Below are 24,097 nucleotides of genomic sequence, written 5' to 3'. Positions count from 1 at the left end.
TCAAGCACCACAGCGGAGCAACCAACCCCAGCTGCAGCAGCGCGAGCACCTCCTCGACACCCGACAGCAGCGACACCACACCCTGGTAGTCACCAGCAGCCACCGCCTCGACCGACTCCGCCCGCACCACCTCAGCAGCACCGTGCGCCAGCAGCGCCCCAGCGAGACCGATCTCGTCCGACCCGACCAGCAGCCAACGGCCGGACAGGCGGGCGGCGGCGGTGTCGGTCAGCGGGTGCCAGGCGGTGCGGTAGCGCAGACCACCGGCGGTCTGCTGCTCGCGGTTGCGGCGGCGCCAGCCGGCCAGCACCGGCAGCAGCTCGCCCAGGCGCTCCCGGGCGCCGGGCTCGGCGACCTCCAGGGTGGCGAGCAGACCGTCCAGGTCCTCGCGCTCGACGGCGCCCCAGAAACCGGCCTCGACCGTGTCGGTCGCAGCCTCGGCCTGCATGGCAGCGGGGGCCGGCTCCGGCCAGTAGCGCTCACGCTGGAAGGCGTACGTCGGCAGGTCGGTGCGGCGGGCGCCGGAACCGGCGTAGTGGGCCACCCAGTCGACCGGGACGCCGTGCGTGAACAGCTCGCCGAGAGCCGTGGCCAGCGCCCGCGCCTCCGGCTGGCTGCGGCGCAGCGCCGGGACGAAGGCGAGCTCACCGTCCTGAGCCAGCACGTCCTGCGCCATCGCGGTCAGCACACCGTCGGGGCCGAGCTCCAGGAAGGTGCGGACACCGTTCTCGTGCAGGGTCCGCAGGCCGTCGGCGAAGCGGACCGCCTCGCGGACATGGCGCACCCAGTACCCGGGGTCGGTCAGGTCGGCGTTCAGCGCACCGGTCAGGTTGGAGACCACCGGGATGCGCGGCGCGTGGTAGGTCAGCGTCTCGGCGACGGCCCGGAACTCGGCCAGCATCGGCTCCATCAGCGGCGAGTGGAACGCATGGCTCACGGCAAGCCGCTTGACCTTCCGGCCCTCCTCCAGCCAAGCCGCCTCCAACGCGGCGACATCCGCCTCCGCACCCGAAACCACCACCGCCGAAGGCCCGTTGACGGCCGCGATGTCCACCGCACCCTTGAGCGCGGCCCGGACGTCCTCCTCGGCGCCCTGCACCGCGAGCATCGCACCACCGGCCGGCAGCGCCTGCATCAGCCGGCCACGGGCGCCCACCAGCCTGCACGCATCCGCCAGCGAGAACACACCCGCGACGTGCGCCGCCGCCAGCTCACCGATCGAATGACCGGACACGAAGTCGACCGCCACGCCCCAGGACTCCACCAGGCGGTACAGCGCGACCTCGATCGCGAACAGACCCGCCTGGGTGTAGACGGTCCGGTTCAACAGCCCCGAAGCGTCCTCGAACATCACCTCACGCAGCGGCCGCTCCAGCTCGTTGGAGAACTGCGCGCACACCGCGTCCAGCGCGTCCGCGAACACCGGGAAGGCGGCGTACAGTTCACGCCCCATCCCGGCCCGCTGGCTGCCCTGCCCGGAGAACAGCACCGCGCTGCTCGGCACGCCGCGCACGGTGGTACCGGCGGCCGGTGCGGCGGCGAGCGCGGCAAGGCCGGCCAGCAGCTCGGTACGGTCGGCGCCGACCACCGCGGCCCGGCGCTCCAGCGCGGCGCGTGCGGTGGCGAGCGTCAACGCAACATCGGAGACTGCGAGTTCGGGCCGGGCGGCGAGCTCGGCGGTGAGCCGCTCGGCCTGGGCGCGCAGCGCCTCCTCGGTGCGGCCGGAGAGCAGCCAGGTGTGCACCGTGCCGTCCTCGGCGGCCCGCTCGGCCTGGTCGGCGGCCGGCGCCTGCTCGATGATGGTGTGGGCGTTGGTGCCGCTGACGCCGAAGGAGGAGACGGCGGCCCGGCGCGGACGCCCGGTCTCCGGCCATTCGCGGGTCCGGGTGAGCAGCTCGACCGCGCCGACGGTCCAGTCCACGTGGGTGGAGGGCTGGTCCACGTGCAGGGTCTGCGGCAGCACGCCGTGGCGCATCGCCTCGACCATCTTGATCACACCGGCAACGCCCGAAGCGGCCTGCGTGTGACCGATGTTGGACTTCACCGAGCCGAGCCAGAGCGGCGCCTCGGCGCCGTGCTCGCGGCCGTAGGTGGCGAGCAGGGCCTGGGCCTCGATCGGGTCGCCAAGCGCCGTGCCGGTGCCGTGCGCCTCGACCACGTCGATCTGGTCGGCGGTCAGGTCGGCGGAGGCCAGCGCCTGGCGGATCACCCGCTGCTGGGCCGGGCCGTTGGGGGCGGTCAGGCCGTTGGAGGCACCGTCCTGGTTGATCGCCGAACCCCGGACCACCGCGAGCACCGGGTGGCCGTTGCGCTGCGCGTCGGAGAGCCGCTCGACGAGCAGCAGGCCGACGCCCTCGCCCCAGCCGGTGCCGTCGGCGGCCTCGGCGAACGGCTTGCAGCGGCCGTCGGCGGCGAGTCCCCGCTGGCGGGAGAACTCGATGAAGGCACCCGGGGTGGACATGATGGTCACACCACCGGCGAGCGCGAGCTCGCACTCGCCGCCGCGCAGGGCCTGGACGGCCAGGTGGAGGGCGACCAGCGAGGAGGAGCAGGCCGTGTCGACGGTGACCGCCGGGCCCTCCAGTCCGAAGGTGTAGGACAGGCGGCCGGAGACCACACTCGCGGCGCTGCTGGTGGCCAGGTAGCCCTCGCCGGACTGGGCGGCGGCGGCGAGCAGGGCGGCGAAGTCCTGGCCGTTGGAGCCGACGAAGACACCGGTCCGGGAGCCGCGCACCGAGCGCGGGTCCAGGCCGGCCCGCTCGAAGGCCTCCCAGGCGGTCTCGAGCAGCAGGCGCTGCTGCGGGTCCATCGTCAGCGCCTCGCGCGGCGAGATGCCGAAGAGCGCCGCGTCGAAGGTCTCGGCTCCTCGGACGAACCCGCCCTGGGTCGCGTACGTGGTGCCGGGGTGGTCCGCATCCGGGTGGTAGAGCCGCTCGGCGTCCCAGCCGCGCTCGGCGGGGAAGTCGCCGACGGCGTCGCGGCCGGCCGCGACCAGCTCCCACAGCTCCTCCGGGGTGCTGACGCCGCCGGGGTAGCGGCAGCTCATGGCGACGATGGCGATCGGGTCGTCAGCGGCCAGCACCACGCCCGTCGCGGCCGGGGCCACCGACTCGTCGGCCAACTGCGCGGCGGTGCGCAGGAAGTCGGCGAGGGCGGTCGGGGTCGGGTGGTCGAAGGCGACGGTGGTGGGCAGCTGCAGGCCGGTGGCCGCGCCCAGGCGGTTGCGCAGCTCGACCGCGATCAGCGAGTCGAAGCCCATGTCGCGGAAGGCCTTGCCGGACTCGACGCTCTCGGCGGTGGCGTGGCCGAGGACGGCCGCAACCTCCGTACGCACCAGGGTGAGCAGCGCGCGGGCCTGCTCGGTGGCGGTCAGCCCGGCCAGGCGCTGGAGCAGTGCGGACTCCCCTGCGCCGGCGGTCGAGGCGGTGGCCCCGGCCAGGGCGGCCCGCACCTCGGGGAGGCCGGCGAGCAGCGAACCGGCCCGGGTGGCAGTGAAGTTCGGGGCGAAGCGGTCCCACTGGACGTCGGCGACGACGACGACAGTGTCCTGCGCGGCGACAGCGGTCTGCAGCGCAGCCACTGCGCGCTCGGGGGACATCGCGGTGACTCCGCGCCGGGCCAGGTGGTCGCGGGCGGCCTCGTCGGCGGCCATGCCGCCCTCGGCCCACGGGCCCCAGCCGATCGCGGTGGCGGCGAGGCCGGCCCGGCGGCGGTGCTCGGCCAGCGCGTCCAGGTGGGCGTTGGCGGCGGCGTAGACGGCCTGGCCGGCCGAGCCCCAGGCGGCGGCGATCGAGGAGAAGAGGACGAAGGCGTCCAGGGGCTGCTCGCCGAGCAGTTCGTGCAGGTGGTCGGCGCCGCGGACCTTGGCGGCAAGCACCTCGGCGGCCTCGGCCAGGCCGGTCTCGGCCATCGGGCGGATCTCGCCGACCCCGGCCGCGTGCACGACGGCGGTCAGCGTGCCCTCGGCGGCGATCCGCGCGAGCAGCTCGGCCACGGCGGTGCGGTCGGCAACGTCGCAGGCGGCGAGGGTGACCTGGGCGCCGAGGCCGGTGAGCTCGGCCGCCAGCTCGGCGGCGCCGGGGGCGTCCGCGCCGCGACGACTGGTCAGCACCAGGCGCTCGGCGCCGGTGCGGGCCAGCAGGCGGGCCACCTCGGCGCCGAGGGCGCCGGTGCCGCCGGTGATCAGGACGGTGCCGCGCGGGCGCCACTCGCCCGGGGTCGCGGGCACGGGTGCGTGCGCGAGGCGGCGGCCGAAGACGCCGGAGGCGCGGACGGCGAGCTGGTCCTCGCCCTGCTGGGTGAGGGCGGCGACCACGCGGCCGGCGGCGCGCTCGTCCAGCGTCTCCGGGAGGTCGAGCAGACCGCCCCAGAGGCGCGGGAACTCCAGCGCGGCGACCCGGCCCAGGCCCCAGATCTGCGCCTGGACGGGCGAGAGCGCGGCGTCGGAACGGCCGATCGACACCGCCCCGCGGGTGACGCACCAGAGCGGAGCGGTGAGCTCGCGCAGGGTCTGGACGAGGGTGAGCGTGTCGGCCAGACCCTGGCTGAGTGCGGGGTGAGTGGCGTGCGGGCGCTCGTCCAGGCCGGTGAGGGCGAGGACACCGCGCAGCTCGGCGGTCTCGACAGCGGCCAGGCGCTCGGCCAGGCCCGGTCCGGCGGCCAGGCGCAGCACGCTGCCCCCGGCCCGCTCGACCACGGCCGCGAGCTCGTCGGCGGCCCGGCAGTCGGTCTCGGGGTGCACCAGCAGCCAGCTGCCGGCCGGCTCCTCGGCGCGGACCTGCTCGACCGGCTCCCACTGGACCCGGTAGCGCCAGGCGTCCACCACGGAGGCCTCGCGGCGCTTGCGACGCCAGGAGGAGAGCACGGGCAGGACAGCGCCGAGATCGGGCGCCGTCTCGGACTCCAGTTCGAGCGCGGCCTCGACGGCGCTCAGATCCTCACGCTCGACGGCCTCCCAGAACCGCGACTCCACCTGGTCGGCCGCAGCGGCCGAGGAAGCCGCCGGGTCGCCGGTGAGCCAGAAGTGGGTGCGCTGGAAGGCGTACGTCGGCAGGTCCACGCGCTGCGCGCCCGCGAAGTACGTGTCCCAGTCGATCCGCACACCCCGGACGTGCAGCGCAGCCAGGGCGGCGGCGACGGCCTGCGTCTCCGGGCGGCCGGAGCGCTGGGCGGGAACGCCCTCGGCCAGCGCGGACAGCACACCGTCCGGGCCGATCTCCAGGAAGGTCCGCACGCCCTGGTCCTGCAGCGCGGCCACACCGTCGGCGAAGCGAACCGCCTCCCGGACGTGCCGCACCCAGTACTCGGCCGTGGCGAAGTCACCAACACTGGTCGCCACCAATGGGATTCGCGGCTGCGCGAAGGTCAGCGCCTCCACGACGGCCCGGAACTCGTCCAGCATCGGCTCCATCAGCGCCGAGTGGAACGCATGACTGACCGTGAGCCGCTTGACCCGCCGTCCCTCCGCCCGCCAGGCGGCCTCCAGCTCCGCCACCGCCGCCTCGACACCCGAAACCACCACGGAGTCAGCAGAGTTGACCGCCGCGATGTCGACACCCTCGACCAGCGCAGACCGGACATCGTCCTCCGAAGCCTGCACCGCGAGCATCGCACCACCGACCGGAAGCGCCTGCATCAGGCGGCCACGGGCCGCCACCAACGTGCAGGCGTCGGCCATCGACAGCACACCAGCCACATGCGCAGCCGCGATCTCACCGATCGAGTGGCCCGCCAGGAAGTCCGGCCGCACACCCCAGGACTCCACCAGGCGGTACAGCGCGACCTCGAAGGCGAACAGCGCGGGCTGGGTGTACGCCGTCTGGTCCAGCAGATCCGTCGAGGCGTCGAACATCACCTCACGCAGCGGCCGCTCCAGCTCGACCTGCTCACACACCTCGTCCAACGCCGCCGCGAACACCGGGAACGCGTCGTACAACTCACGCCCCATCCCCGCCCGCTGGCTCCCCTGCCCCGAGAACAGGAAGGCGGTCCGCCCGGCCGTGCCCGGCGCGGCCACGCCCTGCACGACCGCGCCCGAGCTCTCGCCCCGGGCGAGCTGCTCCAGGGCCGTCGCCAGCTCCTCGCGGGTGCGGCCGAGCAGGACGGCGCGGTGTTCGAAGGCGGTGCGGCTGAGGGCCAGTGAGCGGCCGAGGTCCCAGGGGTCGGTCTCGCCCAGGGTCTGGAGCAGGCTCGCGGCCTGGCCGCGCAGTGCCTCCGCCGTGGTGCCGGAGAGCAGCCAGGGCAGCTCACCGGCACGGTTGACCGGCTCCGCCGCAACCGGCTCGTCGGCCTCGGCCTCGACCGGCTCCTGCTCGATGATCACGTGCGCGTTGGTGCCGCTGATGCCGAAGGAGGAGACGGCGGCCCGGCGCGGCTGCCCGGTCTCGGGCCAGGCGACGGCCTCGGTGAGCAGCTCGACCGAGCCGGCCGTCCAGTCGACGTGCGAGGAGGGCGCGTCCACGTGAAGGGTGCGCGGGAGCACGCCGTGGCGCATCGCCATGACCATCTTCATCACGCCGGCCACACCCGAGGCGGACTGGGTGTGGCCGATGTTGGACTTGAGCGAGCCGAGCAGCAGCGGCTGCCCGGGCTCCCGGCCCTGGCCGTAGGTGGCGAGGAGGGCCTGGGCCTCGATCGGGTCGCCGAGCGCGGTGCCGGTGCCGTGCGCCTCGACGGCGTCGACCTGCTGGGCGGTGAGGCGGGCGTTGGCCAGGGCGGCGCGGATCACCCGCTGCTGGGCCGGGCCGTTGGGGGCGGTCAGGCCGCTGCTGGCGCCGTCCTGGTTGGTGGCGGTGCCGCGGACGACCGCGAGCACCTGGTGGCCGAGGCGCTGGGCGTCGCTCAGCCGCTCCACGAGCAACATGCCGACACCCTCGCCCCAGCCGGTGCCGTCGGCCGCGTCGGCGAAAGCCTTGCAGCGGCCGTCTCCGGCCAGGCCGCGCTGGCGGTGGAACTCCACGAACAGCCCGGGGCTGGACATGATGGTGACACCACCGGCGAGCGCCATCGAGCACTCGCCGCTGCGCAGCGCCTGGACGGCCAGGTGCAGGGCGACCAGCGAGGACGAACAGGCCGTGTCCACCGTGACCGCCGGGCCCTCCAGCCCGAAGGTGTAGGAGAGCCGGCCCGAGACCACGCTGGTGGCGTTGCCGGTGAGCAGGTGGCTGTCCTCGCCGGTCTCCTGGGCAGCCGCGCCGTAGCCCTGGCCGGCCGCGCCGACGAAGACGCCGACCTGGCTGCCGCGCAGCGAGCCGGGCACGATGCCGGCCCGCTCGAAGGCCTCCCAGGAGGTTTCGAGCAGCAGGCGCTGCTGCGGGTCCATCGCGACCGCTTCACGCGGTGAGATGCCGAAGAACGCGGGGTCGAACTCCCCCGCGTCGTAGACGAATCCGCCGAGCGGCGTGGGAATGTCGGCGAGGGCCTCGGAGCCGGCCGCGCCGGAGCCCGGCAGCGGCCAGCCCCGGTCGGCCGGGAACTCCGCGATGGCGTCCACCCCGCCGTCGACGATCTGCCAGAGGTCCTCCGGCGAACGGACGCCCCCCGGGAAGCGGCAGGCCATGCCGACGATGGCGATCGGCTCGCGGCTGGCCTCCTCCACCTCACGGAGCCGACGACGCGCCTCCCGAAGGTCAGCGGTCGCCCGCTTCAGGTAGTCGAGGTACTTCTCCTCATTCACCATTTCGCGTCCCTCTTTGCGGCATTCGTCAGACGGGGGGTGGAGCAATTCAGGACGTGCCGAGCTCGCTGTCAAGGAGGTCGAACAGCTCGTCCGCGGTGGCAAGCTCGAGCGATTCGGCGGCCGATGGTCCGTCCGCCGGGCTCTGGGTCTTCTGCCAGGTCGACAGCAGCTCACGCAGACGCGTGGTGATGCCGTCGCTTTCGGTGTCACCCGCGGCGACGCCGGCCAGCAGCGCCTCCAACCGGTCCAGTTCGGCGTGCACCAGCGGCGCCGGGGACGTGCTGTCCCCGCCACTGGGCAGCTGCTCGCCGAGGTACTGGGCCAGCGTGGTGGGTGACGGGTAGTCGAAGATCAGCGTCGCGGGCAGGCGACGGCCCACCACGGCGCCGAGCCGGTTGCGCAGCTCGACCGCGGAGAGCGAGTCGAGGCCGAGCTCGAGGAAGCCCCGACCCGGATCGATCCCGCCCGCCGAGGCGTGGCCGAGCACCAACGCGGTGTGCGACTGCACCAGTTCGAGCAGCGCCCGCTCGCGGTCGGCGCCGGTCAGGCCGCCGATCCGCTGCTGGAACTCCGCCGCCGGGTCGGCCGCGCCCGCCTGGGCGGCCACCGCCCGCCTGGGCTTCTGGCGCACCAACCCCTGCATCAGGGCGGGCAGTTCACCGGCCGCCGCCTGGCGGCGCAGGGCCGCCAGGTCAAGGGCCAGCGGCACCAGCGCCGCCTCCGGGCGCCGCAGGGCGGCGTCGAGGAGAGCGAGCCCGTGCTCGGCCGTCAGCGCGGCGACCCCGGAGCGGGCCATCCGCTGGAGATCCGCCTCGCCCAGCTCGCCGGTCATCCCGCCGCTCTGCGACCACAGGCCCCAGTCGAGCGAGACGGCCGGGTGGCCGAGCGAGCGGCGGCGGTCCGCCAGGGCGTCCAGGTAGGCGTTGGCGGCCGCGTAGTTGGCCTGGCCGGCGCCGCCGAAGATGCCGGAGGCGGAGGAGAACAGTACGAAGGCGGCGAGGTCCTGGTCCTTCGTCAGCTTGTCCAACTGCTCGGCGGCCGCGGCCTTCGGTGCCCAGACCGTCGCCAGCTGCTCGGCCGTCATCGCCTCGGTCACCGAGTCGTCCAGGACACCGGCGGTGTGCACCACGGCGGTCAGCCCGCGGCCCGCCAGTACGCCGGCCAGCGCCTCGCCGTCCGTGATGTCGCACTCGATCACATCGGCGGCGGCACCCAACTCGGCCAGGTCGTCAACCAGTTGCTTGGCGCCGGGCGCCTCCGGACCGCGCCGCGACAGCAGGAGCAGCTTGCGGGCCCCGTGTTCGGTCACCAGGTGCCGGGCCACCAACGCGCCCAGCGAACCGGTGCCGCCGGTGACCAGGACCGTACGCTCCGGGTCGATCGCCTGCGGGACCGTCAGGACGACCTTGCCGACATGCTTGGCCTGGCTCATGAACCGGAAGGCCTCCCGGGCCTGCCGGACGTCCCAACTGCGCACCGGCAGCGTATCGACGGCCCCGGCCGCGAAGAGCCGGAGCAGCTCACCGAGCAGCTCGCCGATCCGGGCCGGGCCGGCCTCGACCAGGTCGAAGGCCCGGTAGGCCACGCCCTCGGGCACGCTCGTGCGGATGTCCGTCTTGCCCATCTCCAGGAACCGCCCGCCGTTCGGCAGCAGTTCGAGCGAGGCGTCCACGTACTCCCGGGCCAGCGAGTTGAGCACCACGTCCACACCCTCGCCGCCCGTGACGGCCAGGAACTTGGCGGCGAAGGCGAGGTCACGCGAGGAGGCGATGTGGTCATCGTCCAGGCCCAGCGAGCGCAGGGTGTCCCACTTGCCCTCACTCGCGGTCGCGAAGACCTCCGCGCCCAGGTGCTTGGCCAGCTGGATCGCCGCCATGCCGACACCACCGGCACCGGCGTGCACCAGCACCCGCTCACCGGCCCGCACCGAACCGAGATCCGTCCACGCGTACAGCGCGGTCAGGAACACGATCGGCACCGACGCCGCCTGCGCGAACGACCACCCGGCCGGGACCGGCGCCACCATCCGGTGGTCGGCGACCGCCTCCGGGCCGAAGGCACCGGGGAAGATCCCGAGCACCCGGTCACCGACGGCGAGGCCGGTGACACCCGGACCCACCTCGGCGACCACACCGGCGCCCTCGCCGCCGAGCACCGGCGCGTCGCCCGGGTACATTCCGAGCGCGCTCAGCACGTCACGGAAGTTCACCCCGGCGGCCCGGACCGCGACCCGGACCTCGTGTTCGCCCAACTCCGCAGCCTGGCACTCGACCAGGTCGAGCGAGTCCAGCGTGCCGCGACCGGCGCCGTCGAGGCGCCAAGTGCCCTGACCAGAAGGCACGGTGAGTGCCTCGGCCGTACGGGCGGGCAGCAGGCGCGGCGCGAAGGCCGCTCCGGCGCGCAGCGCGAGCTGCGGCTCACCGGCGGTGGCCGTGGCGGGCAGCGCGGCCCAGGACTCGGGCGTGCCGTCCACGTCGACCAGCAGGATCCGGCCGGGGTGCTCGGACTGCGCGGAGCGCACCAGGCCCCAGACGGCGGCGGCCTCCAGGTCGGCCACCGGAGCGTCGACCGCGACGGCGCCACGGGTCAGCACCAGCAGGTGGGAGTCGGCGTACCGCTCCTCCCGCAGCCAGCCCTGGAGCAGCTCCAGCGTCTGCCGGGGCGCGGTGGCGCAGGCCACCAGCACCGAGGCAGCGGCGAGGTCGCCCGTCGGCAGGCCGGTGCCGAAGAGGTCCTCGCCGAGCAGCGCCCAGCCGTCGGCCTTCGCGTCGGTCAGCGGCACGGACGGCCAGGCGAGACGGTAGAGCGAGTCGTCACCGGCCGAAGCCTCCTGCAGCTGCCCGGCGTTGACGGGGCGCAGCACCAAGGCCTCGACCGAGAGCACCGGCCGGCCGCTCACGTCGGCGGCCTGCACGGTGACGGCGTCGGTGCCCGCACCGGCGATCCGCACCCGCAGGGCACGCGCTCCGGTGGCGTGCAGGCGCACTCCCGAGAAGGCGAACGGCAGGTGGCCGTCGCCCGCGTCCCCGAGGAAGTCGCCCAGACCCACCGGGTGCAGGGCCGCGTCGAGCAGGGCGGGGTGCAGGCCGTAGGCACCGGCCTCGGCGCCGGCCTGCTCCGGCAGGGCGACCTCGGCGAAGAGCTCCTCGCCCTTGCGCCAGGCGGCGCGCAGGCCCCGGAAGAGCGGGCCGTAGGCGTAGCCCCGGGCGGCCAGCGCGGGGTAGAAGTCAGCCAGATCGACGGCGGTCGCCCCGGCCGGCGGCCAGACGGCCAGGTCTGCGGTGGCCTCGGCAGAGGCGGCGGCCAGGTAGCCGCTCGCGTGCCGGGTCCACTGCTGGTCCGCGTCCGCGCTCGCGTGCACGGTGAACGGCAGCCGCCCGCCCTGCTCGGCCGCGCCGACCCGGATCTGCAGCTGCACCCCGCCCTGCGCGGGCAGCACCAGCGGGGCTTCCAGCGTGAGGTCGTCCACCTGGTCGACGCCCGCGTGGGCGGCGGCCTGCAGGGCGAGCTCGACGAAGGCCGCGCCGGGCACCAGGACGGCCCCGAGCACCTCGTGCTCCGGCAGCCAGCGCTGCGCCTTGGCGGACAGCCGCGAGGTGAAGAGCAGGCCCTCCTCCTCGGCCAGGGTGACGGCGGCGCCGAGCAGCGGGTGCTCGGCGGCGGTCAGGCCGAGCGAGGTCAGGTCACCGGCGGCCGCGACCGGCGCGTCCAGCCAGTACCGGTCCCGCTGGAAGGCGTAGGTCGGCAGGTCGACCCGGACTGCGCCCGTCCCGGTGAAGACGGCCGACCAGTCGACCGGCATGCCCCGGGTGAAGGCGGTGGCGAGGCCGGTGAACAGCGCCTCCACCTCGCCCCGCCCGGCCCGGGCCACCGGCACGGCGACCGCCGGGTCCGGCACCAGGGCGGAGAGCACACCGTCGGGGCCGAGCTCCAGGAAGGTCCGCACGCCCTGCTCCCGCAGCGCGGCCACGCCGTCGGCGAAGCGGACGGCCTCGCGGACGTGCCGCACCCAGTACTCGGGGTCGGTCAGGTCGGCGTCCAGCGAACCGGTCAGGTTGGAGACCACCGGGACGCGCGGCGTGCGGTAGGTCAACTCCTGTGCCACCGCCCGGAACTCGGCCAGCATCGGCTCCATCAGCGCGGAGTGGAAGGCATGGCTGACCGTGAGCCGCTTGACCTTCCGGCCCTCCGCCCGCCAGACCGCCTCCAGCGCCGCGACATCCGCCTCGACGCCCGAAACCACCACGGACTCGGGCCCGTTCACGGCCGCGACGTCCACCGCGCCGCTCAGTGCGGCCCGGACCTCGGACTCCGTCGCCTGCACGGCGAGCATCGCGCCACCGGCCGGCAGCGCCTGCATCAGGCGGCCACGGGCCGCCACCAGCTTGCAGGCGTCCTCGAGCGACCAGAGACCGGCGACATGCGCTGCCGCCAGCTCACCGATCGAATGGCCGGCCAGGTAGTCGGGGGTGACACCCCAGGACTCGATCAGGCGGTACAGCGCGACCTCGATCGCGAACAGGCCGGCCTGGGTATAGGCGGTCTGGTCCAGCAGACCCGAGTCCGCGAACAGGACCTCGCGCAGCGGCTGCTCCAGCTCGGCGTCGAAGTGGGCGCAGACGCCGTCGAGCGCGTCGGCGAAGACCGGGAACGCGGCGTACAACTCACGCCCCATCCCGGCTCGCTGACTGCCCTGACCGGACATCATCACCGCCACCCTGCCCCCAGCGCTCACCCCGCGCACCACTCCGGGTGCCTCGACCTCGGCCGCGAGCGCGCCGAGGCCCGAACGGAACCCGTCCAGGTCGGTCGCGATCACCACCGCACGGTGTTCGAACCTAGAGCGGCCCCGGGCCAGCGAGAACCCCACATCCGCCGGGCTCGACCCCGCACCGTCCCCTAGCGCCGCCGCCAGCCGCCCGGCCTGCCCGGCGAGCGCCGCGGCTCCACGGCCCGTCAGCACCCAGGGCACCACCGGCAGCGCGGTGTCCGGAGCGGCCGCCTCCGAAGCCTCGGGGGCCTCCTCGAGCAGGACGTGCACGTTGGTGCCGCTGATGCCGAAGGCGGAGACACCGGCCCGGCGCGGGCGCTCGGCCCGGCGCGGCCAGTCGGCGGCCTCGGTGAGCAGCTCGACCGCCCCCTCACTCCAGTCCACGTGCGGGGTCGGCTCGTCCACGTGCAGGGTCTGCGGCAGCATGCCGTTCTGCAGCGCGAGCACCATCTTGATCACGCCGGCCACACCGGCGGCGGCCTGCGAGTGGCCGATGTTGGACTTGACCGAGCCCAGGAGCAGCGGAGTCTCCCGGTCCTTGCCGTAGGTGGCGAGCAGGGCCTGGGCCTCGATCGGGTCACCGAGCTTGGTGCCGGTGCCGTGCGCCTCGACGGCGTCGACCTGGTCGGCCGTCAGGCCGGCGTTGGCCAGCGCCTGGCGGATCACCCGCTGCTGGGCCGGGCCGTTGGGGGCGGTGAGGCCGTTGGAGGCACCGTCCTGGTTGATCGCCGAACCCCGGACCACCGCGAGCACCGGGTGGCCCAGGCGCTGCGCGTCGCTGAGGCGCTCGACCACGACCATTCCGACGCCCTCGGCCATGCCCATACCGTCGGCGGCGCCGGCGAAGGCCTTGCAGCGGCCGTCGGTGGCCAGGCCGCGCTGGCGGCTGAAGGTGACCAGGGCGGCCGGGGTGGTCATCAGCGTGACACCACCGGCCAGCGCCATCGTGCACTCGCCGCTGCGCACCGCCTGGGCGGCCAGGTGCAGGGCGACCAGTGAGGAGGAGCAGGCGGTGTCGACCGTGACGGCCGGGCCTTCCAGACCGAGGGTGTACGAGATGCGGCCGGAGGCGACGCTGACCGAGTTGCCGGTGGCCAGGTACCCCTCGCCGCCGGCCGGGGCGCCGGCCACCAGGGCCGCGTAGTCGGAGCCGTTGGTGCCGGCGAAGACGCCGACCTGGGTGCCGTGCAGGGTCTGCGGGTCGATCCCGGCCCGCTCCAGCGCCTCCCAGGAGACCTCGAGCAGCAGGCGCTGCTGCGGGTCGACGGCGACGGCCTCACGCGGGGAGATGCCGAAGAACCCCGCGTCGAACTGTCCGGCGCCGTGCAGGAAGCCGCCCTCGCGGGTGTAGCTGGTGCCGCGCGCGTCGGGGTCGGCGTCGTACAGCGCCTCCAAGTCCCAGCCGCGGTCGGTCGGGAAGCCGGAGACGCCGTCCCCGCCGCTCGCGAGCATCCGCCAGAGGTCCTCGGGCGACTCGACACCGCCCGCGTACCGGCAGGCCATGCCGACGATGGCGATCGGCTCGTCCGCCGCTCCGACACCGGTGGCCACGGTCACCTCGGCCCGCTCGCCGAGCAGTTCCTCGCGCAGCCGGGCGGCCAGCGCGAGCGGGGTCGGGAAGTCGAAGACCAGCGTGGTCGGCAGCCGCAGGCCGGTGGCCTTGGTCAGCCGGTCGCGCAGCTCGACGGCGGTCAGCGAGTCGAAGCCGAGCTCCTTGAACGCGCGGGACTCCGCCACGGCCTCCGGCGAGCTGTGCCCCAGCACGGCGGCGGCGTTGCTGCGGACCAGATCGAGCAGCAGCCGGTCCTGGTCGGCGGCCGAGAGGCCGAGCAGCTTGCCGCCCAGCTCGGTGGCGGCCTGCGGGCTGGTCCTGACGGCTGCCTCGGCCGGGGCGTGGAGAGCCTGGACCTCGGGGATGCCGTCGAGCAGCGGGCGCGGCCGGGCGGCGGTGAAGGCCGCGGCGAAGCGGTCCCAGGCCACGTCGGCGACGGCGACGAAGGTCTCGTCGTGGTCGAGCACCGTCTTGAGCGCGGCGAAGGCCGGAGCGGGCTCCAGGAAGGGCAGGCCCTGGCGCTGCAGGCGCTCGGAGTCGACGCCCTCGGGCATCAGCTGCCCGTCCCACAGGTTGACGGCGGCCCAGACGCCCCAGGCCACCGAGGTCGCCCCGAGACCGGCTGCCCGGCGCTGCTCGGCGAGGCCGTCCAGGTAGGTGTTCCCGGCCGCGTAGGCGGCGTGGTCGCCGCTGCCCCAGACACCCGCGATCGAGGAGAACAGGACGAAGGCGTCCAGGGTGTCCTCGGCGAAGATCTCGTGCAGGTTGCGGGCGCCGAGCACCTTGGCCTGGAGATCGCGCTCCAGCTGCTCGGCGGTGAGCACCTCGATCGGCAGCAGCCGGATCGAGGCGGCCGCGTGCAGGACACTCGTGACGGGCGTGCCCTCGGCGGCCAGCCGGTCGACCAGCTCCCGGAGCTGCTCGCGGTCGGAGACGTCGCAGGCGGCGATGGTGGCCCTGACACCGAGGCTCTCGACGTCGGCCTGCAGGATCGGCGCGCCGGGGGCCTCCGGCCCGCGGCGGCTGACCAGCACCAGGTGCTCGGCACCGGACTCCGCCAGCCACTTGGCGATGTGCGGGGCCAGCGTGCCGGTGGCCCCGGTGACCAGCACCGTACCGCCGGGCCGCCAGTCGCGGACGGCCGGGCGGCCCGCCAGCTGCGCCCGCTGGAGGCGGCGCACGTACAGCCCGGCGGGGCGGACGGCCACCTGGTCCTCGCCGCCGGGCAGCCCGGCCAGCGCGGTGCACAGCCGCTCGGCGGCCCGCTCGTCCATGGTCTCGGGGAGGTCGACCAGACCACCCCAGCGGTCCGGGTGCTCCAGGGCGACCACGCGGCCGAAGCCCCAGATCTGGCCCATCGCCAGGCTGCGCAGCTCGTCGGAGCGGCCGATGCTCACCCCTCCCCGGGTGACCAGCCAGAGCGGAGCGCCGATCCCGGCCTCGCCGAGCGCCTGCACCAGGGCCAGCGTGCCGGCCAGCCCCCGGGTGAGGGCGGGCCCGGCGGCGGAGTCGGTCCCGTCCAGGCCGAGGGTGGCGAGGACGCCGTCCACCGGGCCGTCCGCGAGCACCTCGGCGAGGGTACGGGCGTACTCGGCGCGGTCGGGTTCGCCCAGGGTGAGCCGACGTACCGTCACGCCTACCGCGCCAAGCGCCTGAGCGCACTCCTCGGCGGCCGCCGTGCCCTCCGGGCCGCTGACGACCAGCCAACTGCCCGTCGGAGCAGCCGCCTTCGCGGCGACCGGCTTCCAGGCCACGGTGTAACGCCAGTTGTCCAGCGCCGCGGACTGCCGGCGGCCCCGGCGCCAGTCGGAGAGCGCGGACAGCAGCTCGCTGAGCGGACGGTCCGCGTCGACCCCGAGGGTCGCGGCCAGCTCGCCGCTCTCCACCGCGCGCCAGAACTCGCTGTCGGCGGCATCGGATTCACCGGCCCCGGCGGGGGCGGCGGTGAAGCCGTCCAGCCAGTAGCGCTCGCGCTGGAACGGGTAGGTGGGCAGGTCGACGTGCGCGGTCTCGGTGAGCAGCAGGCTCCAGTCGACGTCCGCACCGTTGACGAAGGCCTCGGCGAGGGAGGTCAGGAAGCGGGTCGCACCGCCCTTGTCGCGGCGCAGCGTGCCGAGGGCGACGCCGCTGTGGCCCAGGGTGTCCTGCACGCCGACGGTGAGCACCGGGTGGGGGCTGGACTCCACGAAGACGCGGTGGCCGGCCTTCGCCAACTGCTCGACCGCGTACCGCAGGCGGACGGGGTGGCGCATGTTCTCGTACCAGTAACGGGCGGCCAGTTCCCCGGGCTTGACCCACTCACCGGTGTAGGTGGAGAACATCGGGATGCTCGGGGTGAGCGCCGTGATCGGGGCCAGGGCCTCGGTGATCTCCTCCTCCAACACCTCCATCTGGGCCGAGTGCGAGGCGTAGTCGACGTTGACCCGGCGGGCGTCCACCCCGGCCTCGGCGGCGACCGCCATGAACTCGTCCAGCGCGGCGGCCTCACCCGAGACCACCACCGAGCCGGGGCCGTTGACGGCGGCGATGCCGACCCGGCCCGCGAAGCCGCTCAGCAGCTCCTCGGCCTTCTCGGCGGAGGCGAACAGCGACACCATGCCGCCCGAACCCGCCACCCGCTCAAGCGCCTTGGCCCGCAGCGCGACCACCCGGGCCGCGTCCTCCAGCGAGAGCGCCCCGGCGACGCAGGCAGCGGCGATCTCACCCTGGGAGTGGCCGACCACGGCCGAGACCGTGACGCCCATCGAGCGCCAGAGCGCGGCCAGCGAGACCATCACCGCGAACAGCACCGGCTGGACGACGTCGACGCGCTCGAGCAACTCGCGGCTCTCCAGCGCCTCCTCGAGGTCCCAGTCCACGAAGGGCCGCAGCGCGGCCGAGCAAGCCGCGATCGACTCGGCGAACACCGGGGAGGCCTGCAGCAGCCCCGCCGCCATCCCGACCCACTGCGAGCCCTGGCCGGGGAAGACCAGCACCACACCGCCTTCGCCGACGGCGCGCCCGGTCACCTGCTCCTCGCCGAGCAGCACCGCCCGGTCCTCGAACACCGCCCGCCCGCGCACCAACGCGGCCGCCACCGCCGCCTGGTCGCCCTCGAAAGCGGCGAACCTCTCGATCTGCGCGGCGAGCGCCGCCTCGCCCTTGCCGGAGAGCACCCACGGCAGCACAGGAGCGTCAAGTACCGGCTTCACAGCTGGAGTTGCCCGCTGCTCCGGCGCCTGCTCCAGGATGACGTGCGCGTTGGTGCCGCTCACGCCGAAGGAGGAGACACCGGCCCGGCGCGGACGGCCGGTCTCCGGCCAGCCGGTCCGCTCGGCGAGCAGCTCGACGGCACCCTCCGTCCAGTCCACGTGCGGGGTCGGCTCGTCCACGTGCAGGGAGGCGGGGACGATGCCGTGGCGCATCGCCATCACCATCTTGATCACACCGGCGACGCCCGAAGCGGCCTGCGTGTGACCGATGTTGGACTTCACCGAGGCCAGCAGCAGCGGCCGGCCCTCCGGGCGGTCCTGACCGTAGGTGGCAAGCAGGGCCTGCGCCTCGATCGGGTCGCCCAGCGTGGTGCCGGTGCCGTGGCCCTCGACCACGTCGACCTGGTCGGTGGTCAGGCCGGCGCTGCTCAGCGCCTGCCGGATGACCCGCTGCTGCGAGGGGCCGTTCGGGGCGGTGAGGCCGTTGGAGGCTCCGTCCTGGTTGACGGCGGAGCCGCGCAGCACGGCGAGCACGGGGTGGCCCAGGCGCTGGGCGTCGCTCAGCCGCTCCACCAGCAGCATGCCGACGCCCTCGCCCCAGCCGGTGCCGTCGGCGGCGGCGGCGTACGGCTTGCAGCGGCCGTCGGCGGCCATCGCCCGTTGGCGGCTGAAGTCGATGAAGATGCCCGGGGTGGACATCACCGTCACACCACCGGCCAGCGCCATCGTGCACTCGCCCTGGCGGATCGCCTGCGCGGCCAGGTGCAGGGCGACCAGCGAGGAGGAGCAGGCGGTGTCGACGGTGACGGCCGGGCCCTCCAGGCCCAGGGTGTAGGAGATCCGGCCGGAGGCGACGCTGCCGGCGCTGCCGTTGCCCAGGTACCCCTGGACGTCCTCCAGCTCCTTGGGCCCGGCGCCGAACAGACGGGAGGCGTAGTCGTGGTACATCACGCCCGCGAAGACGCCGGTCCGGCTGCCGCGCACCGAGGCGGGGTCGATGCCCGCGCGCTCGAATGCCTCCCAGGCCGCCTCGAGCAGCAGGCGCTGCTGCGGGTCCGTCGCGATCGCCTCGCGCGGCGAGATGCCGAAGAAGGCGGCGTCGAACTCACCCGCGTCGTAGAGGAATCCGCCCTGGTCGGAGTAGCTGCGCCCGGCCCGGCCGGGCACGGGGTCGTAGAGCTCGGCGGTGTCCCAGCCACGGTCCTCGGGCCAGCCGCCGACGGCGTCGGTACCGGCGGCGACCAGCTCCCACAGGTCTTCGGGCGAGCGCACCCCGCCGGGGTAGCGACAGGCCATGCCGACGATGGCGATCGGCTCGTCCATGTCCTGCTTGGCAACCACCGCTGCCGCGCGACTCGTTGCGGCGGGCTGACCGGCGAGCTGGGCGGCCAGCTGGCCGGCGAGCACGCGCGGGTTCGGGTAGTCGAAGACCAGTGTGGCGGGCAGCCGGACGCCGGTGGCGCGCGCCAGGCGGTTGCGCAGCTCGACGGCGGTCAGCGAGTCGAAGCCGAGCTCCTTGAAGGCCCGGTCGGCCTCGACCGGGCTGTCGGCGCCGTGGCCGAGCGCGGTGGCGGCCTCGGTGCGGACCAACTCCAGCATCGCGCGGTCGAGTTCGGCGGCGCCCAGCCCGGCGTAGCGCCCGGCCCCCGCGCCACCGGCGTCGTCGGCCGTGCGGCGCGGCAGGCCGCGCACCAACCCCCGGTAGAGGGCGGCGAGTTCACCGGCACCGGCCTGGCGGCGCAGCGCGGCCAGGTCGAGCCGGGCGGGCACCAGGAAGGCGGTGTCGGTGGCCGTCGCGGTGTCGAGCAGCGCGAGGCCCTGCTCGGCGGTGAGCGGCAGCACGCCACGGCGTGCGATCCGGCTCAGCTCGGTGCTGTCCAGGTGGCCGGTCATGCCGCTGGCGCGGTCCCAGAAGCCCCAGGCGAGCGACAGGCCGGGCAGGCCCAGCGCGCGTCGGTGGGCGGCGAGCGCGTCCACGAAGGCGTTGCCCGCCGCGTAAGCGGACTGGCCGGGGCTGCCGGCCACGCCGGAGAAGGAGGAGAACAGCACGAAGGCCGCAAGGTCGAGTCCGCGCGTCAACTCGTGCAGCTGCCAGGCGACATCGGCCTTGGCCCGCAGCGCGCCCGCCAGCTGCTCGGGGGTGGCCGACTCGAGGACCGCGTCGTCCAGGACCCCGGCGGTGTGCACCACCCCGCGCAGCGGCGCGGCCTCGCCGATGCCCGCGACGGCGGCCGCCAGCTGGGCCGGGTCGGCCGCGTCGCAGGCCAGGATGCTCACCTGGGCGCCCAGCTCGGCCAGTTCGGCGGCCAGTTCGGCGGCGCCGGGCGCCTCGGGGCCCCGGCGGCTGGTCAGCACCAGGTGGGTGACGCCGTGCTCGGCGACCAGGTGGCGGGCCACCAGCGCGCCCAGCACACCGGTGCCGCCGACCACCAGGACGGTGCCGTCCTGGTCCCAGACGGGCGCTGCCTCGGCGGGTGCGGTCGGGCGGCCCAGACGAGGAAGCAGGATCTCCCCCTCCCGCAGCGCGGCCTGCGGCTCGGCGGAGCCGACGGCGGCGGGCAGGGCGGCCCAGGAGGCCTCGGTGCCGTCCAGGTCGAGCACGGTGAAGCTGCCGGGGTGCTCGCTCTGCGCGGAACGCAGCAGACCCCAGACCGGTGAGGCCGCGAGACCGGCCAGCTGCTCGCCGGGGCGGGCGGCGACGGCGCCCTCGGTGAGCACCACCAGGCGGGCGCGGCCCGCGAGCGCCTCGGTGCCCAGCCACTCCTGGAGCCGGGCCAGCGTGTCGGCGGCGGTCGTGTGCGCGGCGGCGAGCACCTCGCCGTCGGTCGCGGTCACCGGGAGCAGCACGACCTCGGGCGCCGCCTCGGCCAGGGCCGCCAGGTCGGCGTAGGCGGTGACCTGGTGACCGGCGCGGCGCAGCGGCTCGGCGGCGGAGTCAGGGCCGAGCAGCGCGAAGGTGCCCGTACCGGTGGTCGCGGCCGCCAGGGGCTGCCAGTCGAGCTGGAAGAGCGAGTCGCGCCGGGCGGCGCCCTCGGTGGTGAGCCGGCCGAGCTGGGCCGGGCGCAGGGTCAGCGCGTCGACGGTGGCGACGGTGCGGCCGCTGCCGTCGGCGACCAGCACCGAGACGGCGTCCCCACCGGCGGGGGCGAGCCGGACCCGGAGCACGGAGGCACCGGTGGCGTGCAGCTCGATTCCGTCCCAGGAGAACGGGATCCGGGGGGAGCTGTCCTCGGTGTCACCGCCGGGCAGCAGGGCGAGGGCATGCAGGGCGGCGTCGAGCAGGGCGGGGTGCAGGTTGTAGGTGGGCGCCTCGGCGGCCTCCTTCTCGGCCAGCGCGACCTCGGCGAAGACCTGCTCGCCGAGCCGCCAGGCGGCCCGCAGGCCCCGGAAGGCCGGGCCGTAGCCGTAGCCGCGCTCGTCCAGGCCCGCGTACACGGCCTCGGCGCCGGCGGCCTCCGCCCCGGCCGGCGGCCAGGCGGCGAGCACGGCGTCCTCGGCCGGATCAGTTGCCTGACTGTCCGTCAAGTACCCGGTGGCGTGCTGGGTCCAGGGCTCCTCGATCGAGGCGGGGTCGTCCTGCCGGCGCGAGTACACACTGACCGGGCGGCGGCCGTCGGCCTCGGGGGCGCCGATCCACAGCTGGACGGTGACCGCCTCGGCGCCACCGAGCAACAGCGGGGTGCCAAGGGTCAGTTCGTCCACCCGTTCGCAGCCGACCCGGGCCCCGGCGTGCACGGCCAGCTCGACGAACGCGGTGCCCGGCAGCAGCACGTTCTCACCGAGCGCATGGTCGGCGATCCAGGGGTGGGTGTGCGAGGAGAGCCGGCCGGTGAACAGCAGCCCGTCGCCGTCGGCGAGCGCGATCGCGGCGCCGAGCAGCGGGTGCTCCGCGCTGCCCAGCCCGGCGGAGGTGACATCGCCGAGCGCGGCCGAGACCTGCGGCCAGAAACGGCGCTGCTGGAAGGGGTAGGTGGGCAGGTCGACGTGACCGGCGGCGGTGAGCACCCGGGTCCAGTCGACGGTGGCGCCGTGGACGTACGCCTCGGCGACGGAGGTCAGGAAGCGGGTCGCGTCACCCTTGTCGCGGCGCAGGGTGCCCAGCGCGACGCCGGTCTCGTCCAGGGTGTCCTGCACGCCGACGGTCAGCACCGGGTGCGGGCTGGACTCCACGAAGACGCGGTGGCCGGCCTTCGCCAGCTCCTCGACCGCGTGCTGCAGCCGGACGGGGTGGCGCAGGTTCTCGTACCAGTAACGGGCGCCCAGCTCACCTGGCTTGACCCACTCCCCGGTGTAGGTCGACAGCATCGGGATGCTCGGCGTCAGCGCCGTGATCGGGGCCAGCGCCTCGGTGATCTCCGCCTCGAGCAGCTCCATCTGCGGCGAGTGCGAGGCGTAGTCCACGTTCACCCGACGGGCATCGACACCGGCCGAGGCGCACACCGCCATGACCTCGTCCAGCCCGGCGGCCTCACCCGAGACCACCACCGAGCCGGGGCCGTTGACGGCCGCGATGCCGACCCGGCCCTCGAACCCGGCGAGCAGCTCCTCGGCCTTCTCGGCCGACGCGAAGAGCGACACCATGCCGCCCGAACCGGCCACCCGTGCCAGCGCCTTGGCCCGCAGCGCGACCACCCGGGCGGCGTCCTCCAGCGACAGCGCACCGGCGACACACGCGGCGGCGATCTCACCCTGCGAGTGACCCACCACCGCCGACACGGTGACGCCCATGGCGCTCCACAGCGCGGCCAACGAGACCATCACCGAGAACAGCACCGGCTGGACGACGTCGACGCGCTCGAGCAACTCGGCGCTCTCCAGCGCCTCTTCGAGGTCCCAGTCCACGTACGGCCGCAACGCCTCGCCGCAGGCCACGATCGACTCGGCGAACACCGGCGAGGCCTGCAGCAGACCCGCCGCCATGCCCACCCACTGGGAGCCCTGGCCGGGGAAGACCAGCACCACGCCGCCGTTGCCGAGCGCCCGCCCGGTGACCTGCTCGTCGCCGAGCAGCACCGCCCGGTCCTCGAACACCGCCCGCCCGCGCACCAGCGCGGCCGCCACCGCCGCCCGGTCGCCCTCGAAAGCGGCGAACCTCTCGACCTGCGCGGCCAGCGCCGCCTCGCCCTTGCCCGAGAGCACCCACGGCGCCATCGGGGCCTCGATCACCGGCCGCTCGGCAGTCGGCTGCTCGGCGGCCGGCTCCTCCTCCGGGGCCTGCTCGAGGACGATGTGCGCGTTGGTACCGCTCATGCCGAACGAGGAGACCGCCGAGCGGCGCGGCCGCCCGGTCTCCGGCCACCGCACCGACTCGGTGAGCAGCTCGACCGCGCCCGCCGTCCAGTCCACGTGCGGGGTCGGCGCGTCCACGTGCAGGGTCTGCGGCAGCACGCCGTGCTGCATCGCCTGGACCATCTTGATGACACCGGCGACGCCCGAAGCGGCCTGCGTGTGACCGATGTTGGACTTCACCGACCCGAGCCGCAGCGCCTGACCCTCACTGCGGCCCTGGCCGTAGGTGGCCAGGAGCGCCTGGGCCTCGATCGGGTCGCCCAGCGTCGTACCAGTGCCGTGCGCCTCGACGGCGTCCACCTCGTCGGTGGTCAGCCCGGCGTTGGCGAGGGCCTCCAGGATCACCCGCTGCTGCGAGGGGCCGTTGGGGGCGGTCAGGCCGTTGGAGGCACCGTCCTGGTTGACGGCGGAGCCGCGGATCACCGCGAGCACCCGGTGACCGTTGCGCTGCGCGTCGGAGAGCCGCTCGACCAGCACCATGCCGACGCCCTCGCCCCAGCCGGTGCCGTCGGCCGCCGCGGCGAACGCCTTGCACCGGCCGTCGGCGGCCAGTCCCCGCTGCTTGGAGAACTCGGTGAAGGTGGCGGGGGTGGACATGATCGTCACACCACCGGCCAGCGCCAGGTCGCACTCGCGGCGGCGCAGCGACTGCACGGCCAGGTGCAGCGCCACCAGCGAGGAGGAGCAGGCGGTGTCGACGGTGACCGCCGGGCCCTCGAGCCCGAAGGTGTAGGAGAGCCGGCCGGAGATGACGGCGGCGGCGGTGCCGGTGATCAGGTGCCCTTCGAGGTTCTCGGCGGAGTTGCCGAACAGGGCGCCGTAGTCCTGGCCGTTGGAGCCGACGAAGACGCCGGTGCGGCTGCCCTGCAGGGACTGCGGGTCGACGCCCGCGCGCTCGAAGGCCTCCCAGGAGGTCTCGAGCAGCAGGCGCTGCTGCGGGTCCATCGCCAGGGCCTCGCGCGGGCTCAGCCCGAAGAAGGCCGCGTCGAAGAGATCGGCATCGGCCAGGAACGCACCCTCCCGGGTGGTCGACGATCCGGGCCGGTCCGGGTCCGGGTCGTAGAGCGCCTCGGTGTCCCAGCCCCGGTTCTCCGGGAAGCCGCCGACGGCGTCCCTGCCCTCCGTGACCAGCTGCCAGAGCTCCTCAGGTGTGCCGACCCCGCCCGCGTACCGGCAGCCCATGGCGACCACGGCGATCGGCTCGCGGTCCCCGGCCTCCAGCTCCCGCAGGCGCTCCCGCGCCTGGTGCAGGTCGGCGGTGACCCACTTGAGGTAGTCACGAAGTGTCTCTTCATTCGCCACTGAATGCCACCTCTTCGGTTCTGGCCGGCCGCACCGGAAGTCGGCATGCCGAATTCGCGTGTGCGCGCAGGAAGGTTGCGCGCCTGGAAAAGTGAAAAATCGCCGGCCGCCTGACGACAGATCAGACAGCCGACGCCGAGTCTCGCCACCGACCCTAGGAACCGGCCCCTGAGCCCAACAACCCCTACGGGCCCTTAGGGGCGGCCCTGGTCAGACGGGGTCTCGCCACCCGCCGACGCCCGTAATCCAGGTGCCCGCGAAGACCTCCCGGTGCACAATGCCCACCATGACGACTTGAAGAGCACCGAAACGGC

The 24,097-nt window shown here is 74.6% G+C and carries 2 protein-coding genes; both read right to left on the bottom strand.

Annotated features, from left to right (window positions below; all coding sequences use genetic code 11):
- Positions 1 to 7,678, bottom strand: a 7,678-nt coding sequence (locus ABT095_RS35050) for a type I polyketide synthase (RefSeq protein ID WP_350533634.1), incomplete at its 3' end; no start/stop codon positions are given.
- A 46-nt stretch (positions 7,679 to 7,724) separates the two neighbouring features.
- The gene (locus tag ABT095_RS35045) at positions 7,725 to 23,837 is read right to left on the bottom strand and encodes a type I polyketide synthase (RefSeq protein WP_502885124.1); all 16,113 of its coding nucleotides are present in this window, start codon (positions 23,835 to 23,837) and stop codon (positions 7,725 to 7,727) included.
- Between the last annotated feature and the right edge of the window lie 260 nt (positions 23,838 to 24,097).

It is taken from the genome of Kitasatospora sp. NPDC002227, assembly GCF_040296285.1.
Taxonomy (GTDB): Bacteria; Actinomycetota; Actinomycetes; order Streptomycetales; family Streptomycetaceae; genus Kitasatospora.
Note: the sequence above shows the minus strand (reverse complement) of the source record. Positions and strands in the feature narration are given on the sequence as shown.